Below are 19694 nucleotides of genomic sequence, written 5' to 3'. Positions count from 1 at the left end.
TGTTCCTAAGAGGTTTGACGCTGTTTCAGCAGATTCAGCAGTCCGCCGGCCTGCACCATGTCAAGCAGGAAGCCGGGCACGGGCTCGCAGTGCAATTCGGCGGGCGTACCGCCGGGACGGCCGATGCGGCCGGCGGCCGGGTCGAACGTGATGCCTTCGCCCTCGGCAAGGGTGTCGGCCTGGCTGCACGTCAGGAGCAGCAGCCCCACGTTGAACGCGTTGCGGAAATACAGGCCGTTGAAGGACGGCGCGATCACGGCGGCCACGCCCAGGCGCACGAGCGCCGCAGCCGCCTGCTCGCGCGACGAGCCGATGCCGAAGTTGGGGCCGGCCACCAGCACGTCGCCGGGCTGGACCTGGCCGGCAAAGTCGGGCCGGACCCGCTGCAGGCAGTGGCGCGCGATCTCGTCGATGCCGAATTTCATGTAGGCGCCCGGCGCCAGCGCATCGGTGTCGATGTCCGCGCCCACGCGCCAGACGCGGTGCGTCGTGGTGTCTGCGTTCATGCCAGGAACTCCCGGGGATCGGCCACGCGGCCTGCCACGGCCGAGGCCGCGACGGTGTAGGGCGAAGCCAGGTAAACCTGCGCGGTCTCCGAGCCCATGCGCCCCTTGAAATTGCGCGCGGTGGTGGAAATGACGCTGGCGCCGTCCGGAATGGACCCGCCATAGCCCGCACAGGCGCCGCAGGACGTGGCCAGCACCTGGGCCCCGGCGTCGCGCAGCACCTGCATGACGCCTTCGCGGTCGGCCTGTTCCTGATCCACCCGGCTGGCCGGCGCCACCATCAATTGCATGCCGTCCGCCAGCCGGCGGCCGCGCAGCACGCTGGCGGCGGCGCGCAGGTCGTCCAGCTTCGCGCCGGTGCAGGCGCCGATGTAGGCCACCTGCACCGGCACGTCGTTGTATTGGTCCACGCCGCGCGCGTTGGCCGGGCTGTGCGGCGCGGCAACCTGCGGGGCCAGCGCCGCGGCATCGAACTCGTGCCATTCGGCGTCGGCCTGCGGGTCGCTCTGCCAACGCGCCAGGTCCAGGTCCGCCGTCACGCCCGCCTCGCGCAGATAGGCCGCGGTGGTCTCGTCCGGGGCGATCAGGCCCACCTGCGAGCCCAGCTCGGCGCTCATGTTCGACAGCGTCATGCGCTCTTGCATGGACAGCGCGCGCACGGCCTCGCCGCAGAATTCCACCGCCTGGTAGCGTCCGCCGTTCATGCCGTAGCGGCCAATCATGTGCAGCATCATGTCCTTGGCGGTGACGCCGGCCGCCAGCCGGCCGCGCCAGTGCATCATCAGCGTCTTGGGCACCTTGACCCAGATCTGGCCGGTGACCGCCACGCCCAGCATTTCGGTGCTGCCGATGCCGAACATATACGCGCCGAACGCGCCGCCGGTCGGCGAATGCGAATCGCCGCCCACACAGAACATGCCGGGGCGGATGTGGCCGTGCTGCGGCACCACCACGTGACAGATGCCGACCGAGTCATACACGTTGGGCAGTTGCTGCTCCGCGGCCCAGTCGCGCGCGATGCGCACGATGCGGCGCGATTCGTCGTCCGATTCCGGCACGTAGTGGTCGATGACCAGCACGATGCGGGACGGATCCCACAACGTGGCGCCCAGCTCTTGCAGCATGGGCTGCAGGCGCCGGGGACCGCTGGAATCGTGGAACATCGCCAGGTCGACCGCACAGGTCACGATTTCGCCCTCGGCCACCGTCTCACGCCCGCAGGCGGCGGCGATCAGCTTCTGGGCCAGGGTTTGAGGCTGGGCCATGATTACATCCCCAGATAGGCGCGGCGCACGTCGTCGCTGGCCAAAAGGTCGGGACAGCTGCCGCTGTAGCGCACGGCGCCGTTTTCCAGCACATAGGCACGCTGCCCGGTTTCGAGGGACTGGCCCACGTTCTGCTCGACCAGCAAAATCGCAAGTCCGTCGCCATGCAACCGCTTGATGAGGCCGAACAGTTCCTCGACCATCAACGGCGACAGGCCAAGCGAGGGTTCGTCCAGGATCAAGAGGCGCGGCTCGGCCATGAGGCCGCGGCCGATGGCCAGCATCTGCTGTTCCCCGCCCGACATCGTGCCGGCCAGCTGATCCAGGCGTTCGCGCAGCCGCGGAAAAATGTCCAGCACCTTGTCCAGGTTCTGCGCGCGGCGCTCGCGCGCCCGGGTGAACGAGCCCAGTTCCAGGTTCTCGCGCACGCTCAGGTTCGGGAACACGCGCCGGCCTTCGGGCACCTGGATCAGGCCCGCCTGCACCACCTGACGGTAGTGGCGGCCGGTCAGGTCCTGGCCTTCGAAGCGCACCGTGCCGCCCCACGGCCGGCACAGGCCGCACACCGTGTTGTTCAGGGTGGATTTGCCCGCGCCGTTGCTGCCCAGCAGCACCACGATCTCGCCCGCGCCCACGTCCAGGTCGACGCCGCGCAGCACTTCCATGCGCCCGTAGCCCGCGCGCAAGCCTTTGACCTCCAGCAGCGCGCTCATGCCGGCGCTCCCTGCGCGGCAAGCCGCGCCGCCGCGCCGTGGCCCAGATAGGCCTCCACGACCTTCGGGTCGCGCGTGACCTCGCCGGGCGTGCCCGAGGCGATCAGGCGTCCCTGCGCCAGCACCCACACATGCTCGGCCAGGCTCATCACCGCCCGCATCACGTGTTCGATCATCAGCACGGTGACGCCATCGTCCACCAGTTTTTTCACCACCGGAATCATCTCGTCGATCTCACTGGGATTCAGGCCCGCCAGCACCTCGTCCAGCAGCAGGAGGCGCGGCCGCGTGGCCAGCGCGCGCGCCAGCTCCAGGCGCTTGCGTCCGGCCACCGTCAGATCCGCGGCGGGCTTATCCAGCGAGGCCTGCAGGTTGACGCGCGCGGCCACGGCCTCGGCCGCGGCAAGCGCCTCGTCGCGGTCCGCCAGGCGCAGATGCGCCCCCACGGCGATGTTCTGGCGCACGGTCTGCGCGCCGAATGGCTGCACGATCTGGAAAGTGCGGGTCAGGCCGAGCCGCGCGGATTCGTGCGGCGCCTGCCCGGTGATGTCTTGGCCGGCGAAGTGCACCGAACCCGACCCGGGCTTCAGAAAACCCGACAGCAGGCCGAACAGCGTGGTCTTGCCCGCGCCGTTGGGGCCGACCAGCGCGGTCAGCGAGCCTTCCCGCACATCCAGGCTCACGTCCTGCACGGCCTTCAGGCCGCCGAACGTGATGGACAAATTGCGCGCTTGAAGCAGGATGTCAGACACGGGCGCGCTCCTTCATTCCAAACAGGCGGCCAAGCGACTGCCCGCCGCCGGTGATGCCGCGCGGCATGAACATCACGATCAGGATCAGCACCACGCCGTAGATCACCATGCTGATGCCCGGCAGCTCGCCGAAGAGGTTGCGGGTCAGGTCGGCCAGCGCATGCAGCGTCACCGCGCCCAGCAGCGGTCCCCACAGGGTCCCCATGCCGCCCACGATGGCGCCCACCAGCGCCTCCACCGATACGGCCGAGCCAAAGGCGATGCCGGGGTCGATGTACTGGAAGACCTGCACGTAGAAGGCGCCGGCCACGCTCATGAAGGCGGCCGACAGCGCAATGCCGCCCAGCTTGACGCGCAGCGGATTCACGCCGATGGCGCGCGCCGCGTCCTCGTTGTCGCGCACGGCCTGCAGGTAGGCGCCGAAGCGCGAATGGCGCAGCCACGCGGTCACCAGCAGGGCCAGCAGCACGAACGCAAGCAGCAGGTAGATGTAGCCGCGGCGCGAGCCGAACTGCATGTTGGCCACGCCTTCCTGCAGCGGCACCATCAGCCCGACGCCGCCGCCGGTAAACGAGGCCGACAGCGCCAGGATGCGAAAGACTTCAGCGAATGCCAGCGTCACCAGCGCAAAATACGAGCCCTTGAGCCCGTAGCGGAACGTCAGCCCGCCCACCGCCACGCCGACCAGCGCGCCTAGCGCAATCGCCATGGGCAGCACCAGCCACGGGTTCAGGCCCAGGTTCAACTGGCCCAGCGCCTGCGCGTACGCGCCCACGCCAAAAAAGAGCGCATGCCCGAACGACAGCTGGCCGCCGTATCCACCCAGGATGTTCCAGGCCTGCGACAGCAGCGCCGCGTAGAGCGACATCATCACGAACGTCAGCAGCACGCCCGACTGGGCCAGCGCGGCCAAGGCCACGAGCACCACCCCGAATAGCGCGATAGCGAAAAGATCCCGTTTCATGCTCAGCCCCTCGCCCCGAACAGCCCCTGCGGGCGAAACAGCAGCACCGCGATGAAGATCGCGAAGATGCCCATCTGTCCCAGCGAGTCGCCCAGGAACAGGCCGCCGATGGACTCCACCACGCCAATGAGCAGTCCGCCCACCAGCGCCCCCACGAAACTGCCCATGCCGCCCAGCACCACGATGGTGAAGGCGACCACCACGAAGCCGCTGCCCACCTGCGGATTGACGTAGTAGGCCGGCAGCAGAAAGCACGCCGCCGCGCCCAGGCAGGCCATGCCGATGCCGAACGACACCGCGTAGACCTTTTCCACGTCGATGCCCATCAGCTTGGCGCCCTGCTTTTCGCGGGCGACGGCGCGGATGGCGCGGCCCAGGTCGGTGCTGCGGATGATCCAGAACAGCACCGCCGCCACCGCCAGCGCGCCGCAGAAGGCGATGACCTTGGGCAGCGCGATCATGGCCGGGCCGATCTCGACCGTGGACAGCGTGTACGCGGTGTCGATGCTGCGCGTGTCGGACTTGAACCAGACCAGCGCCAGGTTCTCCAGCACGATCGCCAGGCCCAGCGTCACGAGCAGGATGTTCTCGTCCTTGCCGTGGCTGGCGCGGTTGATGACGACGCGTTGCAAGGCGTAGCCCAGCACGAACATGCCGGGCACGACCAGCGGCAAGGCGGCATAGGGGTCGATGCCCAGCCGGTCCTTGAGCAGATACACGGCGTACAGCGCCACCATGAGCGCCGCGCCGTGGGCAAAGTTGATGATGTGCAGCACCCCGTAGATCAGGGTCAGGCCCAGGGCGATGAGCGCGTACACCGCGCCCGTCGTCAGGCCGTTCAGCACCGAGGAAAAGAGGATGGCGGGATCGAGCATGGGTCTTGTCAGGCCTTCAGCGGGAACACGGCATCGGCCTGGCGGTATTCGGCCGGAAAGATCACCTTGATGTCGCCGCCGATCACCTGCGTGAGCAGCGGCTGCGCCCCGGTGTTCTGGCCATTGACGAACTTGGTCGGGCCATAGGGCATCAGGTTGTCCTGGAAGGTGCTGGACGCCAGTGCCTCGATGATCGCGGCGCGGTCGGCGGACTTGGCACGCTCCAGCGCATCGGCCAGCAGCAGCATCGCGGTGTAGGTCATGAAGACCTCGTAACTGAAGTACGCGCCCTTCTCTTCCACCCGGGCCTTCAGCGGCGCGACGCGCGCATCCTTCGGGTTGAACCAGTGGTTGCAGTCGATGATGCCGTTGGCGATGTCCGGAAATTCCTTCAGGAATTTGTAGCTGGAGGCCGCGCCGCCCAGCACCGAATAGATGGCCTTGGGCTGCACCTTCTGCTGCTTCATGGCGCGCAGCAGCAAGGCGTATTCGTTGTAGTAGTTGGCCGGGATCACGATGTCGGGATTCACCGACCGCATGCGCAGCACGATGTTGTTGAAGTCGCGCGTCGGGTTCGGATGCTTGACGACTTCCTTGACCTCGAAGCCGTGCTCCGGCAGCGCCTTGGACAGGAGCGCAGCGGTGCCCGTGCCGAACAGCGAGTCCTCGTGCACGATCATCACGGTCTTGGCCGGCTTGCCGGCGGCGTCGTTCAGCGCGGCCAGGTCCAGGATGGCGCGTTCGCTACAGGCACGGTAGCCCGGACCGAAACGGAAGGTGTTCTTCAGGCCACGCTCGACGATCTGGTCGGCCACACCCACGTCCACGACGTGCGGCAGGTTGTACTTGGCGGCCGTCTGCGTCGTGGCCAGGCAGATCGCCGAGGCATACGCCCCCACGATCGCCGACACCCCCGCCTCGTTCATCTTCTCGACTTCGGCCGAGCCCGCCTCGGGACGCGATTGCGCATCGCCCAGCACCGCCTGCAGCGGCGCGCCGCCCAGCGACTTGATGCCGCCCGCCTTGTTGATGTCCTCGATGGCCAGCAGCGCACCCAGGCGGCATTGCTGGCCCGAATACGCCAGCGCGCCCGTCACCGGGTGCAGCACGCCCACCTTGATGGGCGCGGCGCCCTGCGACCCGGCCACCCACGGGGCGGACACGAGGGCCGCCGCGGCGGCGGATTGATAGAGGAAAGTGCGGCGCGAATTCATGGGCGGATCTCCGAGGGGTTCAATGAAATTGGGCCGACAGCTCTTCGCTGACCCAGACCTTGGCGTCGATGCTGCCGACGCGCGATAGCTGCAACTGATATTGGTAGCGGTCGGGCCGGTACAGGCCCTGCAGCAATTGCACCGGCCGGTCGCCCACGTCGCGCACCAGACGCGTGACGGCCAGCAACGCCGAACCGACCGCGACGTCCAGCAGCCGCGCGACCTGCGCATCGGCCAGGCGCGCGGAAATCGTCTGCGTGGCGCCGCCGAACTCCACCCCCGCGGCTTCCAGCAGCATCAGGAGGGGTTCGCGTTCCAGGTCTTCGCGCGTGAAATCGGCCACGGACTGCGGCACGTAGGTGGTGATATGCGAGAGCGGCCCGGCCTCGGTGCTGCGCACGCGCAGGCTTTTGTGCACGGGGGTGCCGGGCGGGATATGCAAGGCGTCGGCCACGGACGGCGGCGCACAGACGAGCGTGCTGTCCAGCACCTGCACCGACGTGCGCAAGCCCATGTTGACGATGTTTTCCAGCAGGCCGGTCAGGTGCGCCTTCTGCTGCGAATCGGGCGCCGGCGCACTGTGCGCGGCGGCTGCGCCGCGCAGGGGCCAGGTGCCCAGGCCGGGGCGCCGCGACACCAGGCCGTCGGCGACCAGCATTTCCATCGCCTTGCGAATGGTGATGCGCGCGACGTCGAACTGGTCCGCCAGCGCATGCTCGCCCGGCACGCCGTCCTGGTCGAACCGCCCCTCCTGCAGTTGTTCGCGCAGGACGAGATAGATCTGGTGGTATTTCGGAAGTGGCAATGAGGTTCCCATGACGGGAACTCTAGGGGTGTCCTAATGTACGGTCAATGGAACAAAGGGTCCCGGCGGTTGTTCTATCGGGAAAACACCGACTCGATCCGATTCCGTCCCCGCTGCTTGGCGTAATACAGCGCGCGATCGCTGCGGCTGAGCGCCAGCCCCGCATCGTCGTCGTTATTGTGCAGCGCAGAAATCCCGATGCTGACCGTCAGCGGGATGGGGCACCCGCCCGTGGAATACGGCGTGTCGGCGATCCGCCGCTGCACGTTGCGGGCAAAGACGTGCGCGCGTTCGAAGTCGGTGTCTGGAAGGACGACGGCGAACTCCTCGCCCCCGATGCGGCCCACCAGGTCGATTTCGCGCAATTGGGCGCGCAGCATGTTCGCGAAATGCTGCAACACACCATCGCCGATGGCGTGGCCCCAGGTGTCGTTGATGTGCTTGAAGTGGTCCAGGTCGCACATCAGCACGGCCGCCCCCTGACCGCCCTGCCCCTTTATTCGCGTCAGCTCCGCGGCGATGCGCGACATGAAGTGGCGGCGGTTGGGCAAGGTGGTCAGCGCGTCGGTCGCGGCCAGTTCGCGCAATTCAAGTTCCGCCCGCTTGCGATCGGTGATGTCGGTGACAAAGCCGTGCCAGACCACGCCGTTGTCGGCGTCGCGGCGCGGGCTGGCATCGCCCTGCCGCCAGCGCACGCCCTGAAGCGGCAGGCAGACGCGGAATTCCAGATGCCAAGGCATCTGCGCCGCGGCCGCTGCCTGCAGCGACGCGCGGTAGGCCGGCAGGTCGTCGGGATGGATGCGCTGTTCGATGGCGGTGGTGCTCGCGCGCACGTCGTCGGCGGTCAGTTCGAACATGTCCCAGATGCCCGCGCTGACATACGAGAACCACGATCCGCCCTCCGGCACCGGCCGGCATTGGAACACCAGCCCGGGCACGGCGTCGGTCAGGTTCACGACCAGATCCGCGGTGCGCTTGAGCCTTTCGGACATGGCGCGCAGGGTGCTGATGTCGGTGGTCGTGCCCATCATGCGCAGCGCGCGGCCCGTTTCGTCGCGGCTGACCACCTTGCCGCGGCTGCAGATCCACTTGTAGCTGCCGTCCTTGCAGCGGATGCGGTGCTCGACTTCGTAGCTGTCGGTCTTGCCATCGAAGTGCGCCTGCATGGCGGCCTGGACATAGTCCCGGTCGTCCGGATGCAGGCGGGTGTAGGCGTCTTCGATGCGCGTTGTGAGCTCGGCTTCGCTATAACCGAGCAACGCTTTCCAGCCCGGCGAATAGGTGATCTCGCCGGTCACCACGTTGCGGTCCCACACGCCGGTGCCGCTGCCGGCAATGGCCAGCGACAGTTTGCGGGCTTCGTCGCGCCAGGTGTCTTCGTCGGCACGCTCGCAGGCCAGCGCGTGGCGCTTTTCAATGGCCGTGGCCGCCAGGCCCGTCAGATCCTGCAAGGTTTGCTGATCGTCGGGGGATAGATTGCGTGTCTGGCTGTGCAGCAGGCGCAGCGTGCCGAGCAGGCGTCCATCGGCGGCGCGCACCGGATGGTCGAGGGACCAGGGACATGGCGCGGGCCCCGGCGCGGCGCCGGCCACTGCCCGCCACGCGCCGTCGGCGTCGGTGCACGCGATGATGACCGTGTCCACGCCTATCGTGCGCCGGGCCAGCCGCGCCAACCTGTCCAGCGGACCGTCCGGTTCGCGTGGCGCGCCGGCCTCGTTAGGGCCAGGCGGAGGGATGGGGGACGCATCTCCGGAAGCGGGCATTTCGAAACCTGATCAATACGGAATTCACCGGTACAGCCGGCCAGCGCGTGGTGGCTGACATTCTGTCACGTTCCGCACCAAAATTGCATCATTTCGGCGGGTTGATCAGGCAGATCGCGTCCCCGTTTTCCGTACTGCGGCGTCGTTCCCCCGCCCTTGCGCCCACCCGCTCAGGCCGCTTTCGGCCGGGTGTCCACCGGCAGGCACAGCAAGGCGGTCAGCAGGGCCAGACCCACATGCGCCAGGTAGATGGGCGAGAAATCCGCGTGGCTGGCGGCGCCATGCCCCAGCAGCACCACGGTGACCGCCACACCCAGCACGCCGCCGATCTGGCGCGTCGCCTGGTTGACCGCGCTGCCCACCGCGTAATGCTGCGCCGGCAGCCGGTTCACCGCCGCGCCGGACAGCGACGGCAGCACCATGCCCACCCCGATGCCGCTCAGCAGCAGTCCGGGCAACCATTCGCGCACATAGGCCGGTTCCGCGCCCGGCACCAACAGAAACCACAACCCGCTGGCCGCATACACCAGCGCGCCGCCCACGAGGAAGGGCCGGTGCCCCATCCGCGCCGCCAGCCGGCCGGTGATGATCGCCGTCGGCATCACCAGCAGCGGACCGGGCGTGACCGCCAGCCCCGCGCGCGGCAGGCTGTAGTGCCACACACCCGTCATGTAGAAAAAGAACGCAAAGAACATCATGGCAAAGGCAATGCCAAAGCTGAGCGTCGCCAGATTCACGTAGCGATACGTCCGGTGCTTGAAGAGCGCCAGATCGACAAGCGGGTGCGGCGTCACGCGCGCCCAGACCACGAACGCGATCAGCGCCATCACGCCCACGGCGGCCGCAACCGTCAATTCGCCGCGCTGCCACGTTGGCGACTCCGACTGCACGATGGCCAGGGCCACCGCGCCCACGCCCACCATCAGCAACGCCATGCCTACCCCATCCACGCGCCGCCGCGCGTCGGGCCTGACCGACTCCTTGAGCATCCCCGCGCCGAACCACAGCGACACCGCGCCCAACGGCAGGTTGATGTAGAACGCCCACGGCCAGCCGGCCACGTCCACCACAAAAGCGCCCAGGCTCGGCCCGACGGCCGCCGCCAGTCCGCCCACCGCGCCCCACAGGCTCACCGCCACGGACCGCTGCGACGCCGGAAAGGCCGCCAGCACGATCGACAGCGATGCCGGCGTCAAAAGCGCCGCGCCGACCGCCTGCAGCACGCGCGCGGCGATGAGCCACTGTTCCGTGGCGGCCAGCCCACAGGCCGCCGACGCCGCCAGAAACAGCAGCACCCCGCCCATGAACATGCGCTTGCGGCCATGCGTGTCGGCCAGTCCGCCCGAGGGGATCAGCATGGCGGCAAAGACCACCGTATAGGCGTTCAGGACCCAGGACATGTCCGCGGCCGAGGCCGTCGGGAATCCTTCGCGCAGCGCGCCGAAGGCGGCATACAGCATCGTGCTGTCCAGCGACACCAGGAAGACCGCGATACTGGCGATCCAGAAGACGGGCCAGGGCGAGGCTTGCGGCGCGGCGGGCTGCGACGGGGCGACGCCGGTTGCGATCAGGCTGACCGCCGCAGCCTTGTCGCCGGCGGTATCCGCCGCGACGTAGGCCGGGTCGTTGGCGCCCAGGCCGGCCGCGGACCCGGCGGAAGTTGTGGGGATACGCATGGCTGTCCGGTCTCCGCTTACAGATAGACGGCCGGGCTGGCGGTCAGGCCCTGCTTGACCTGGCGCGTCAGCTCGTCGGCCAGCACTTCGCGCTCGCCTGCCTCCAGCGCGTCCAGCGCCTGGGCCACGATGGCCTGCGGCGACGACTTGGGCGCATCGATGTCTTTGGTCAGATCGGTGTCCACGAAGCCCATGTGCAGGCCCAGCACCTGCGTGTTCTGGGCCTGCAGCTCTTGGCGCAGCCCGTTCGTCAGCGCCCACGCGGCGGATTTGCTCATCGCGTACACGCCCAGCATCGGCCTGTTGAGCCAGCTGGCGATCGACAGGACATTCAGGATCGCGCCGCCGCCGTTGGCGGCCAGCACCGGCGCGAAGGCCTGCGACACCAGTAGCGGCCCGAAGAGATTGACGTCCAGATGGCGGCGCGCCGACTCCACGCTACCCGGCGCGAAAAAACCGCCGAAGTCCGCAATGCCAGCATTGTTGATGACCAGCGTCACGTCGCCCGCCAGTTCGGCGGCGGCGGCCACATCTTCGGCGCGCGTCACGTCCAGCTTGACAGGCACGACGCCCTCCAGCGTGATGGCCGACGGATCGCGCGCGGCAGCGTAGACCTTGCGGGCGCCCCGGGCCAGCGCCTCGCGGGCAAAAGTCAGACCAAGGCCGCGATTGGCGCCCGTGATGAAAACAACGGCGTTTTTCAGTTCCATGATGCGCATTCCTGAGGATGAATTGATGTGGATGTAGGGACTTCGGCAAATCAAAATATGATGATCATCATATTTAAGGGCAGCAAAACGGCCGCGCAATGCGGCCGGAGAAAATCGAATCAGTGAGACGTTGCGGCAGCCTCGTGGTCGTACTGGTCCAGCACCGCTTGGCGGGCGGAGGCCAGCACCGCGCGTCCGCGCGGGTTGTCGCCCAACGCCCGCGCCAGTTGCAACGCGCCGACCAGCGTGCTGAGCACGGCCGCGGCCGCGTGTTCGCCCGCCTGGGCGGGCAGCACCTGCTGCACGGCTTCCATCAGCCGCTGCACCCGGCTGGCCGCCACCTCGCGCACATCGTCCGACTGGCGGGGAATTTCCGAGGCCAACGCCGCCACGGGGCAACCCCGCTCGCAGCCGGCCAGATGCGCGTCGCTGAGATAGGCTTCGACCCAGGCGCGCAACGGGCTGGCGCCTTCGGCGCGGCGGCGTGCCATGTTCTGGGACAGGCGCGCCGCGCCGTCCTGCCCGGCACGCTCCATCGCCGCCGCCAGCAACGCGTCGCGCGAAGGGAAATGCGCGTAGAAGCCGCCGTGCGTCAGACCGGCTTCCTTCATGACGTCCGCGACGCCTACCCCGGAATACCCGGCGCGGCGGATCGCGCGCGCCGCCGCATCGACAATGCGTTCGTGGGATTGTTCCTTGCGGGAGGCAGACATGACCGGGACGCCCGAAATATGATGATCGTCATATTAAGCCCGCCCTGTTCCAAAGCGCAAGCCCCGGCCCCTATTTCAGCGCCACGCCTCGGGTTCGAGGGTGACTTCGCCCTTGGCCGCCGAAAAATACACCACGCCGTCCGAGATATTGGCGTTCAGCTGCATCGTGCGTTCGGCCAGTTGGCCCAGCGCCCGGCTCTGCTCGGCCGGCAGGTTGATCACCTTCAGGTTGCGCGTACGCTCCAGCTTGTTGCGCACGCCGTCCCACCAGATCTTGCTGGCCGAGCCGCCATAGCAGTACACGACCACCTCGTCGGCCCGGCCACAGGCGCGCAGGATGCGGCGCTCTTCGGGCTGGCCCACTTCGATCCACAGCTTGATCTCGCCCGTCAGGTCCTTCACCCACAGGTCCGGCTCATCGGTATCGCTCAGCCCCTTCGTGAACGAGAGCTCCTCCTGCGCATGCAACGCAAACGCCGCCAGCCGCACCATCATCCGCTCGTCCGTTTCCGAGGGATGACGCGCCACGGTAAGCCCGTGACTGCCGTAATAATGGCGATCGGTATCGGCGACGTTCAGGTCGGCCTTGTAGATGGTGGCGCGCAGGGCCATGGCGTAGGTCCGTTCAAAAGCGAATTGCGGGAAGGCCGCCATGATAACCGCCCGCTGCGGGGCGCCACGCGCCTCAGCATTCGTGAATCGCCCATGCCGGCAGGCATTGCCGCCGCCGGAAGCCGCAGGCCAAGCGCCACAGGCCACGGCTCAAGGCTCAAGGCTCAAGCCTCACGGCTGGACCCGGCGTTACACTTGCCGGGCCTGCGCCGCGCCAACCCTGCCGGCAGCGCCACTCACCATTCCCGCGCCATGACAGCCACCGCCGCCCTCCTCGCCTTCACCCTGGCCGCCGCCATCCTGACCATCACCCCCGGTCTGGACAACGCCCTGGTGCTGCGCACCGCCGCCGTCGAAGGCAGCCGCCGCGCCCTCATGGCCGGCCTGGGCATCAGCGCAGGCTGCCTGCTATGGGGCGCGATTGCGGCCTTCGGACTCGGATCGCTGCTGGCCGTGTCCACGCTTGCCTACGACACCCTACGCATCTGCGCCGCGATCTACCTGTTCTATCTGGGCATCAAGCTGCTGTGGAGCACCCGCGCCGTGCGCAAGAACTCGGGCCAGGCCGCCAAGCAGATCAGTGGTACGGGCACGGAGGCTGACATTGACACTGGCACCCGCACTGGCATCGGCACTGGCATCGGCATCGGCACCGGCACCGGCGCCGGCAACTGTACGGCGCCCCCCGCCTCCAGAATCGCCGCCGCCACGCGCCCCGACAGCACCGCCACCGCCTGGTTCGTCCGCGGCTGCCTCACCAACGCCTTGAATCCCAAGGTAGGCGTCTTCTACATCACCTTCCTGCCCCAGTTCATCCCCGCCGGCGCCGACGTCCTGCGCTTCAGCCTGTTGCTAGCCACGGTCCACGCGATCGTCGGCATGCTCTGGTTCGTCCTGCTGGTAGCCGCCACCCGCCCCCTGGCCCGCTGGCTTTCCCGGCCCGCAGTCACCCGCGGCCTGGACCGTGTGACCGGCGCGGTGTTTATCGCGTTTGGATTGAGGTTGGCGCTGGAAAAGCGCTGATGAATGGCGGGTTGTTTGAACACCCGCGCTTGGATGGGTGTCAGACACCCGGGAAGGCCGGCCGCACTATCACGCGCATCTCGTAAGGGTGTCAGACACCTGACGGAGGATGGGTGTCAGACACCCGGGAAGGCCGGCTGCACTATCACGCGCATCTCGTAAGGGTCTCAGACACCCGACGGCGACCCGACGGCGATCAAATACCGCGTCACCAGCGCGCAGCGTCATCACCACGACGCAAGACACCCAAACGCCAAAGAAGGCCGCCCGCGCGGCCGATTTTGGCGGCCCCGCAAGATCTTCCGCCCCACCCCACCCGCGACAAAAACGCAAGAACCCAACTCGCCCCGCCGCCCCGCGCCAGCAACTGACGGAGCGGCTGGTGACGGGACGGGTGCGAGCGCGGGGCGTCGATGCGCCCAAGGGAATCCGAAGGCAGGCGCCGAAGGGCGCCCACGAGGATGACGCAGGGGCAAGTCCGGAGCGAAGGCTCCGGACCGCAATCGTGGCCCCGCGCTCGCACCCGGCCCGGCGCCGGCCGCGTCTCAAGAACCCCGCCCGACGCCAGCACCGCCAGCACCGCCGGCATCGACAGCACCACCGGCATCGACAGCACCGCCAGCCAATACAGCGAATACAGCAAACAAAAAACAAAGCCAGAGGCAACCCAGCAAACCAGCAAACCAGCAAACCAGCAAACCAGCCTACACCGCCTCAATAAACCCCAATGGCATGCCGCGCCACAAAATGCCCCTCACCCACGGCAACCAACGGCTCAACCAGCGGCTCATCCCCCACCCGGCGCATCGGGCTGGGAATCTCATCCACCAGCAGCGACCGCTCCCGATGCCGCCGCTGCGGATCCGCGATCGGCACCGCCGCCATCAGCTTCTTCGTATAAGGATGCTGCGGATTTTCAAAGATCGCCCGCCGAGGCCCGATCTCCACGATCTGCCCCAGATACATCACGGCCACTCGATGGCTCACCCGCTCCACCACCGCCATATCGTGCGAGATAAACAAAAACGACACACCCAGTTCACGCTGCAGATCCAGCAGCAGATTCACGATCTGCGCCTGAATCGACACATCCAGCGCCGACACCGACTCATCCGCGATCACCACCTTGGGATTGAGCGCCAGCGCCCGCGCGATGCAGATCCGCTGACGCTGCCCGCCTGAAAACTCATGCGGATAGCGGTCGATCATTTCCGGCAGCAACCCGCACTTGTCCATCAACCACCGCACCCGATCCTGCGCCGCTTTACCGCGCGCCACCTTGTGGATCAAGAGCGGCTCCATGATCGAATAGCCCACCGTCATCCGCGGATCCAGCGACGCGAACGGATCCTGGAAAATGAACTGGATATGCTGGCGCAGCGTCTGCATGGCGCTGCCGCGCAGTGCACCGATATTCTTGCCGTCGAATTCGATCGACCCGCTCTTGCTCTTGACCAGTTGCAGCAGCGAACGGCCAGTCGTCGTCTTTCCGCACCCCGACTCGCCCACCAGCGACAGCGTCTCGCCCGGATACAGGTCAAAGCTGACCTTCTCGACCGCATGCACGCGCTTCTGCACCCGGCCCAGAATGCCACCGGTAATGTCAAAGCTGGTCGTCAGATCCCGCACCTTCAGCACCGGCCCGTTCTCGCGCCGCACCGTCGATGGCGCGGCCACCGGCGTATCCACCAACTTGGCCGGATCCGGCACGCGCGCGGCCTCGTCCACCTTCAACAGCGGAAACGGCGCCGGCTCGTCCGTGCCCTGCATCGCGCCCAGGCGCGGCACCGCCGACAGCAGCGCCCGCGTGTAGGCATGCTGCGGACGCGCAAAGATCTCGTCCGAACCGCCCTCTTCGACCTTGTCGCCCCGGTACATCACCAGCACGCGGTCGGCCACTTCCGCCACCACCCCCATGTCGTGCGTGATGAAGATCACGCCCATGTCCATCTCTTCCTGGAGCTGGCGGATGAGTTGCAGGATCTGCGCCTGGATCGTGACATCCAGCGCCGTCGTCGGCTCGTCGGCGATCAAGAGTTGCGGCTTGCACGACAGCGCCATCGCGATCATCACGCGCTGGCGCATGCCGCCCGACAGCTGGTGCGGATAGCGGTCCAGAATGGCGCGCGCCTCGGGAATGCGCACGCGCTCCAGCATGCGCAGCGTCTCGGCGCGGGCGGCAGCGGCGTCAAGCCCCTGATGCAGCTGCAGGGCCTCGGCGATCTGGTTGCCGGCCGTGAAGCTGGGGTTCAGCGAGGTCATCGGCTCCTGGAAGATCATGGCGACATCCGCGCCGCGCACGCGTTGCAGCGTGGAATCGGGTGCATTGACCAGATCCAGCACGTCGCCGCTGCGCCGGCGCAGCAGCATCCCGCCGTTGGCAATATGTCCGCCGCCGTACTCGACCAGCCGCATCAGCGCCAGCGAGGTCACGGACTTGCCGGACCCCGACTCGCCCACGATGGCCAGCGTCTCGCCGCGGTTCACGTGAAAGGAAACATTGCGCACCGCTTCCACGGTGCGTTCGGGCGTTTTGAACCGCACCGTCAGGTCATTGACTTGCACGACGCGGTTGGAATCCATGGTTGCCATATCGATTACTTTTCCTGACGCGGATCGAGCGCGTCGCGCAGCCCGTCACCCAGCAGATTGAAGCCCAGCACCACCAGGAAAATGGCCGATCCGGGGAAGATCGACATCCAGGGCGCCTGGGTCATGAAGTTCTTGGCCGTGTTCAGCATCGAGCCCCACGACGGCGTCGGCGGTTGCAGGCCCAGGCCCAGGAAGGACAGGCTGGCCTCGGCGATGATGGCCGTGGCGATGGTGATCGTGGCCTGTACGATCAGCGGCGGCATGACGTTGGGAAACACGTGGCGGCCGATGATGCGCAGGTCGGAAGCGCCCAGCGCGCGGGCGCTCTGCACGTAGTCCTCGTTCTTGACCGCCAAGACCTGCCCCCGGGTCAACCGGATGAACTTGGGCGCCGCCGATACACCGATGGCGATCATTGCGTTCGTCAGGCTGGGCCCCAGGAAGGCGGCCAGCGCAATGGCCAGGATCAGGAAGGGAATGGCCAAGAGCGCCTCGGTGGCGCGCGAGATGACGCTGTCCGTCCAGCCGCCGAAGTAGCCCGCGGCCAGGCCAAAGGGCACGCCCACGACCAGCGCGATCAACACCGACACCAGGCCCGCCATCAGCGAGGCGCGCGCGCCGTAGACCATGCGGCTGTAGATGTCCCGGCCCAGCTCGTCCGTGCCCAGCCAATGCGCCGCCGACGGCGCCTTGCGGATGGTGGTGAAGCTGGTTTGCAGGGGATCCTGGCTGACGATGAACGGGGCCAGGATGGCCACCAGCACGAAGAACAGCACGATGCCCAGGCCGAGCATCGCGATGCGGTTGCGTTTGAACTTGGCCCACGCGCGATTGCGGCTGCGGGGCGGCGTGACGGCTGCGGCCGTTGCAGGAATTGCGCTCATGAGTGCCTCAGGCGGGGATTGACCAGGATGTACAGGATGTCGGCCAGCAGGTTCATCAGGATGAAGCCCACCGCCACGCAGAGCACCACGCCCTGCACCACCGCGTAGTCGCGGGTGAACACCGCGTCGACCACCAGCTTGCCGAAGCCCGGGATCGTGAAGACCTGTTCGGTCAGCACGGCGCCGGCCAGCAGTTCGCCAAACAGCAGCGTGACCAGCGTGACGATCGGCATGAGCGCATTGCGCAGCGCGTGGCGCAGCACCACGCTGCGCGGCGACACGCCCTTGGCGCGGGCGGTGCGCACGTAATCCGCGGACAGCGCCTCCAGCATGGACGACCGGGTGTGGCGCATCAGGTATGCGGCAATCGCGGTGGACAGCACCAGCGACGGCATCAGCATGGTCTTGATGGACAGCCAGAAGTCCTCGGACGGCGACACGTAGCCCGAGGCCGGCAGCAGCTTCCACTGCACCGACACCACCATGATGAGGATGATGCCCAGCCAGAAATTGGGAATGGACATGCCGGATAGCGCCGCGATGTTGGCGCCCATCTCGACGGGCTTGCCCTTGCGCACCGCGGCGATGATGCCCATGGGAATGCCCACCAAAAGCGCAAAGAACATCGCCATGGCGGCCAGTTGCAGAGTGACGGGCAGCTTTTGCGCGATCAGCGTCGTGACGGGCACGTCGGTGCGCAGGGACTTGCCCAGGTCGCCTTGCAGCACCTGCCCGGCCCAGGCCGCGTACTGCATCGGCAACGGGTCGTTCAGGCGGTATTTGTCGCGCAGGTAGTCCAGCACGGCCGGGTCGCGCTCTTCGCCGGCCAGGGTCAGCACCGGATCGCCGGGCAGGATTTTCTGCAGCATGAACACGATCATCGACACCAATATCAGTGTCGGGATCGCGACGATCACGCGGCGCAAGATGAGTTTAAGCATGAGGAAAACCGTAAGACAGGAACGACGGACGGCGCCGGCCGGACAAGGGACGATGCGCGTCCGCCGCAAACGACAACCGGACGCGCAAGGCGCGTCCGGCGGGTGCGGCGGTCGATTGCCGCCCCAACATTACTTCTGCGCGAACGTCACGCCCTTGAGCCGGATCATACCGTCCGGGTAGGGAGTGAAACCCTGGACCTTCTTGCTCATGACGAAGGGCCACGGCTGGTAGTAGTTGTACACGCCGGGCAGTTCGTCCTGGATGATGGTCTGCGCCTGGTCGTAGATGGCCTTGCGCTTGGCCTCGTCCGGCACCGTGCGCGCCTGGTTGAGCAGCTTGTCGACTTCAGGGTTGCAGTAGTGGCCGTCGTTCAGCGCGCCCTTGCAGGTGACGAAGGCGTGGATGTTGCCGTCGGGATCGACCCGGCCGGACCAGCCCAGCATCACGATCTGGAAGTTGCCGCCCGAGGCTTCCTTTTGCAGCGCCGCGTATTCGGTCGGGCGCAGCGACAGGTCAAAGCCCGCCTCGGCGGCCATCGCCTGGACGATTTCGGCGATGGACGAGGTGGTGGTGTTGTTGCCAAACACCAGCTCGGCCTTCACGCGGTCAAAGCCCGCCTGCTTGAGCAGGCTCTTGGACTTGGCCACGTCGCGCTGGGTGACGGGGAACTTGTCGCTGTGATAGGGGCTGGCGGGCGGGAACGGCTGCTGGGCCGGTTCAAAGATGCCGCCGCCGGCCACTTCATTGATGGCGTTGCGGTCGATGGCGTACTGGAACGCCTGGCGCACCAGCTTGTTCTTGAAGGGGTTGTCTTCGGCGCGCTTGCCGTTGCCCACGTTGAACATGAACTGCTGGAAGCCCAGCCCCGCGACCGGTGCGAACGTCAGGTTGGCGTCGGTCTTGACCTGCGGGGCGTCGGACGGATTCAGGCGCTCAAGCATGTCCAGGTCGCCGGCGCGCAGGTTGGACAGGCGCACGGTGGTGTCCGGGATGGGCAGGAACGTCAGGCGCTTGAACGCGTAGTCCTTGGCGCCGTAGTACTGGTCGAATTTTTCGAGAACGATGCGGTCGTTCTGGATGCGTTCGACGAACTTGTACGGACCCGAGCAGATGGGCTTGCGGCCCACGGCGGCGACGTCGTCCGAGAAGGTCTTGGGCGACAGCATCATGCCGGCGCGGTCGGACAGCTGCGCGAGCAGCGTGGCGTCCGGTTCCTTCAGAGTGAGCACCAGCGTGGTGGCGTCGGGCGCGTCGACCTTGGCGACCGAACGGAGCTCGCCCTTGCGCAGGCTGTCCGGCAGGCTCATGGCGCGTTCCAGGTTGGCCTTGGCCGCGGCCGCGTCGAACTTGGTGCCGTCGTGGAACGACGCGTCGTCGCGCAGCTTGAAGGTCAGCACCTTGTTGTCGTCGCTGAACGACCACGAGGTGGCCAGTTGCGGCACGAAGTGCAGTTTGGGATCGATGTCCACCAGCTTGTCGCACAGCGACGTGAACACGATGCGGCCCACGTAGGTGCGGGCGCGGTGCGGATCCAGGACATCGGGATCTTCCTGCAGGCCGATGCGGATGTTCTGGGCGCTGGCGGCGCCGGCGGCCAGCGCCAGCAGGCTGGCGCCGAAGGTCATGGTCAAGCGTTTCATTGTGTTTATTCCCCTTGTTGCTGCATTTGCCGGTTTAAGGAAGCG

18 protein-coding genes are annotated in these 19694 nt (G+C 67.2%); 1 reads left to right on the top strand and 17 read right to left on the bottom strand.

The genetic code is table 11. From position 1 onward, the window contains the following. Positions 1-5 precede the first annotated feature (5 nt). The 13 genes from H4P35_RS10490 to H4P35_RS10430 form a co-directional block, all read right to left on the bottom strand. Complete coding sequence (locus H4P35_RS10490; RefSeq protein ID WP_175157294.1) at positions 6-506, bottom strand: 3-isopropylmalate dehydratase; 501 nt, start codon at positions 504-506, stop codon at positions 6-8. Next, on the bottom strand, positions 503-1771 hold the full coding sequence (locus tag H4P35_RS10485; RefSeq protein WP_226848954.1) for a 3-isopropylmalate dehydratase large subunit: 1269 nt from the start codon (positions 1769-1771) through the stop codon (positions 503-505). The genes H4P35_RS10490 and H4P35_RS10485 overlap by 4 nt, the downstream gene beginning before the upstream one ends. Positions 1772-1773: 2 nt before the next feature. Then, a complete protein-coding gene (locus tag H4P35_RS10480; RefSeq protein WP_062840875.1) occupies positions 1774-2484 on the bottom strand; it encodes an ABC transporter ATP-binding protein in 711 nt (236 codons plus the stop codon). After that, the gene (locus H4P35_RS10475) at positions 2481-3236 is read right to left on the bottom strand and encodes an ABC transporter ATP-binding protein (protein ID WP_062840874.1); all 756 of its coding nucleotides are present in this window, start codon (positions 3234-3236) and stop codon (positions 2481-2483) included. The genes H4P35_RS10480 and H4P35_RS10475 overlap by 4 nt, the downstream gene beginning before the upstream one ends. Next, positions 3229-4200, bottom strand: coding sequence for a branched-chain amino acid ABC transporter permease (locus H4P35_RS10470; RefSeq protein WP_226848952.1), 972 nt, complete (start codon positions 4198-4200; stop codon positions 3229-3231). The genes H4P35_RS10475 and H4P35_RS10470 overlap by 8 nt, the downstream gene beginning before the upstream one ends. A 2-nt stretch (positions 4201-4202) precedes the next feature. Continuing rightward, entirely contained in the window at positions 4203-5075 is an 873-nt protein-coding gene (locus H4P35_RS10465; protein ID WP_226848951.1) for a branched-chain amino acid ABC transporter permease, read from the bottom strand. Positions 5076-5083: 8 nt separating this feature from the next. Beyond that, positions 5084-6289, bottom strand: coding sequence for an ABC transporter substrate-binding protein (locus H4P35_RS10460; protein WP_226848950.1), 1206 nt, complete (start codon positions 6287-6289; stop codon positions 5084-5086). Positions 6290-6308: 19 nt separating this feature from the next. Then, positions 6309-7106: a GntR family transcriptional regulator gene (locus tag H4P35_RS10455; RefSeq protein ID WP_226848949.1), complete on the bottom strand. Its 798-nt coding sequence runs from the start codon at positions 7104-7106 to the stop codon at positions 6309-6311. Positions 7107-7168: 62 nt separating this feature from the next. Continuing rightward, complete coding sequence (locus H4P35_RS10450) at positions 7169-8857, bottom strand: sensor domain-containing diguanylate cyclase (RefSeq protein ID WP_226848948.1); 1689 nt, start codon at positions 8855-8857, stop codon at positions 7169-7171. Positions 8858-9027: 170 nt separating this feature from the next. Then, the gene (locus H4P35_RS10445; protein WP_226848947.1) at positions 9028-10533 is read right to left on the bottom strand and encodes a DHA2 family efflux MFS transporter permease subunit; all 1506 of its coding nucleotides are present in this window, start codon (positions 10531-10533) and stop codon (positions 9028-9030) included. Positions 10534-10550: 17 nt separating this feature from the next. Continuing rightward, entirely contained in the window at positions 10551-11243 is a 693-nt protein-coding gene (locus H4P35_RS10440) for an SDR family oxidoreductase (RefSeq protein ID WP_226848945.1), read from the bottom strand. 119 nt (positions 11244-11362) lie between these two features. Continuing rightward, positions 11363-11956: a TetR/AcrR family transcriptional regulator gene (locus tag H4P35_RS10435; RefSeq protein WP_056316442.1), complete on the bottom strand. Its 594-nt coding sequence runs from the start codon at positions 11954-11956 to the stop codon at positions 11363-11365. A gap of 75 nt (positions 11957-12031) precedes the next feature. Beyond that, on the bottom strand, positions 12032-12568 hold the full coding sequence (locus H4P35_RS10430; RefSeq protein ID WP_226848943.1) for a YaeQ family protein: 537 nt from the start codon (positions 12566-12568) through the stop codon (positions 12032-12034). A gap of 252 nt (positions 12569-12820) precedes the next feature. On the opposite strand from H4P35_RS10430, the gene H4P35_RS10425 reads away from it, so the two are divergent. Further along, on the top strand, positions 12821-13591 hold the full coding sequence (locus H4P35_RS10425) for a LysE family translocator (protein ID WP_226848940.1): 771 nt from the start codon (positions 12821-12823) through the stop codon (positions 13589-13591). Between the two features lie 714 nt (positions 13592-14305). On the opposite strand, the gene H4P35_RS10420 is transcribed toward H4P35_RS10425, so the two are convergent. From H4P35_RS10420 to H4P35_RS10405, 4 genes are all read right to left on the bottom strand, one after another. Beyond that, positions 14306-16174, bottom strand: a complete 1869-nt coding sequence (locus H4P35_RS10420; RefSeq protein ID WP_152385475.1) for a dipeptide ABC transporter ATP-binding protein — start codon at positions 16172-16174, stop codon at positions 14306-14308. A 14-nt stretch (positions 16175-16188) separates the two neighbouring features. Continuing rightward, positions 16189-17067: an ABC transporter permease gene (locus H4P35_RS10415; protein WP_056316437.1), complete on the bottom strand. Its 879-nt coding sequence runs from the start codon at positions 17065-17067 to the stop codon at positions 16189-16191. Continuing rightward, on the bottom strand, positions 17064-18008 hold the full coding sequence (locus H4P35_RS10410) for an ABC transporter permease (protein WP_056316436.1): 945 nt from the start codon (positions 18006-18008) through the stop codon (positions 17064-17066). Before H4P35_RS10410 ends, H4P35_RS10415 begins: the two co-directional genes overlap by 4 nt. A 129-nt stretch (positions 18009-18137) precedes the next feature. After that, positions 18138-19649, bottom strand: a complete 1512-nt coding sequence (locus H4P35_RS10405; protein WP_062840869.1) for an ABC transporter substrate-binding protein — start codon at positions 19647-19649, stop codon at positions 18138-18140. Positions 19650-19694: the final 45 nt, after the last annotated feature.

Source organism: Achromobacter sp. 77 (assembly GCF_020541125.1).
GTDB lineage: Bacteria > Pseudomonadota > Gammaproteobacteria > Burkholderiales > Burkholderiaceae_B > Achromobacter > Achromobacter mucicolens.
Note: the sequence above shows the minus strand (reverse complement) of the source record. Positions and strands in the feature narration are given on the sequence as shown.

Excerpts from the sequence above, each read along its gene's own strand:
- H4P35_RS10470 (WP_226848952.1), bottom strand. The coding sequence starts at position 4,200 with ATGAAACGGGATCTTTTCGCTATCGCGCTATTCGGGGTGGTGCTCGTG.
- H4P35_RS10485 (WP_226848954.1), bottom strand. The coding sequence starts at position 1,771 with ATGGCCCAGCCTCAAACCCTGGCCCAGAAGCTGATCGCCGCCGCCTGC.
- H4P35_RS10445 (WP_226848947.1), bottom strand. The coding sequence starts at position 10,533 with ATGCGTATCCCCACAACTTCCGCCGGGTCCGCGGCCGGCCTGGGCGCC.
- H4P35_RS10460 (WP_226848950.1), bottom strand. The coding sequence starts at position 6,289 with ATGAATTCGCGCCGCACTTTCCTCTATCAATCCGCCGCCGCGGCGGCC.
- H4P35_RS10410 (WP_056316436.1), bottom strand. The coding sequence starts at position 18,008 with ATGCTTAAACTCATCTTGCGCCGCGTGATCGTCGCGATCCCGACACTG.
- H4P35_RS10490 (WP_175157294.1), bottom strand. The coding sequence starts at position 506 with ATGAACGCAGACACCACGACGCACCGCGTCTGGCGCGTGGGCGCGGAC.
- H4P35_RS10405 (WP_062840869.1), bottom strand. The coding sequence starts at position 19,649 with ATGAAACGCTTGACCATGACCTTCGGCGCCAGCCTGCTGGCGCTGGCC.
- H4P35_RS10450 (WP_226848948.1), bottom strand. The coding sequence starts at position 8,857 with ATGCCCGCTTCCGGAGATGCGTCCCCCATCCCTCCGCCTGGCCCTAAC.
- H4P35_RS10440 (WP_226848945.1), bottom strand. The coding sequence starts at position 11,243 with ATGGAACTGAAAAACGCCGTTGTTTTCATCACGGGCGCCAATCGCGGC.
- H4P35_RS10455 (WP_226848949.1), bottom strand. The coding sequence starts at position 7,106 with ATGGGAACCTCATTGCCACTTCCGAAATACCACCAGATCTATCTCGTC.
- H4P35_RS10415 (WP_056316437.1), bottom strand. The coding sequence starts at position 17,067 with ATGAGCGCAATTCCTGCAACGGCCGCAGCCGTCACGCCGCCCCGCAGC.
- H4P35_RS10420 (WP_152385475.1), bottom strand. The coding sequence starts at position 16,174 with ATGGATTCCAACCGCGTCGTGCAAGTCAATGACCTGACGGTGCGGTTC.
- H4P35_RS10425 (WP_226848940.1), top strand. The coding sequence starts at position 12,821 with ATGACAGCCACCGCCGCCCTCCTCGCCTTCACCCTGGCCGCCGCCATC.
- H4P35_RS10480 (WP_062840875.1), bottom strand. The coding sequence starts at position 2,484 with ATGAGCGCGCTGCTGGAGGTCAAAGGCTTGCGCGCGGGCTACGGGCGC.
- H4P35_RS10465 (WP_226848951.1), bottom strand. The coding sequence starts at position 5,075 with ATGCTCGATCCCGCCATCCTCTTTTCCTCGGTGCTGAACGGCCTGACG.
- H4P35_RS10435 (WP_056316442.1), bottom strand. The coding sequence starts at position 11,956 with ATGTCTGCCTCCCGCAAGGAACAATCCCACGAACGCATTGTCGATGCG.
- H4P35_RS10430 (WP_226848943.1), bottom strand. The coding sequence starts at position 12,568 with ATGGCCCTGCGCGCCACCATCTACAAGGCCGACCTGAACGTCGCCGAT.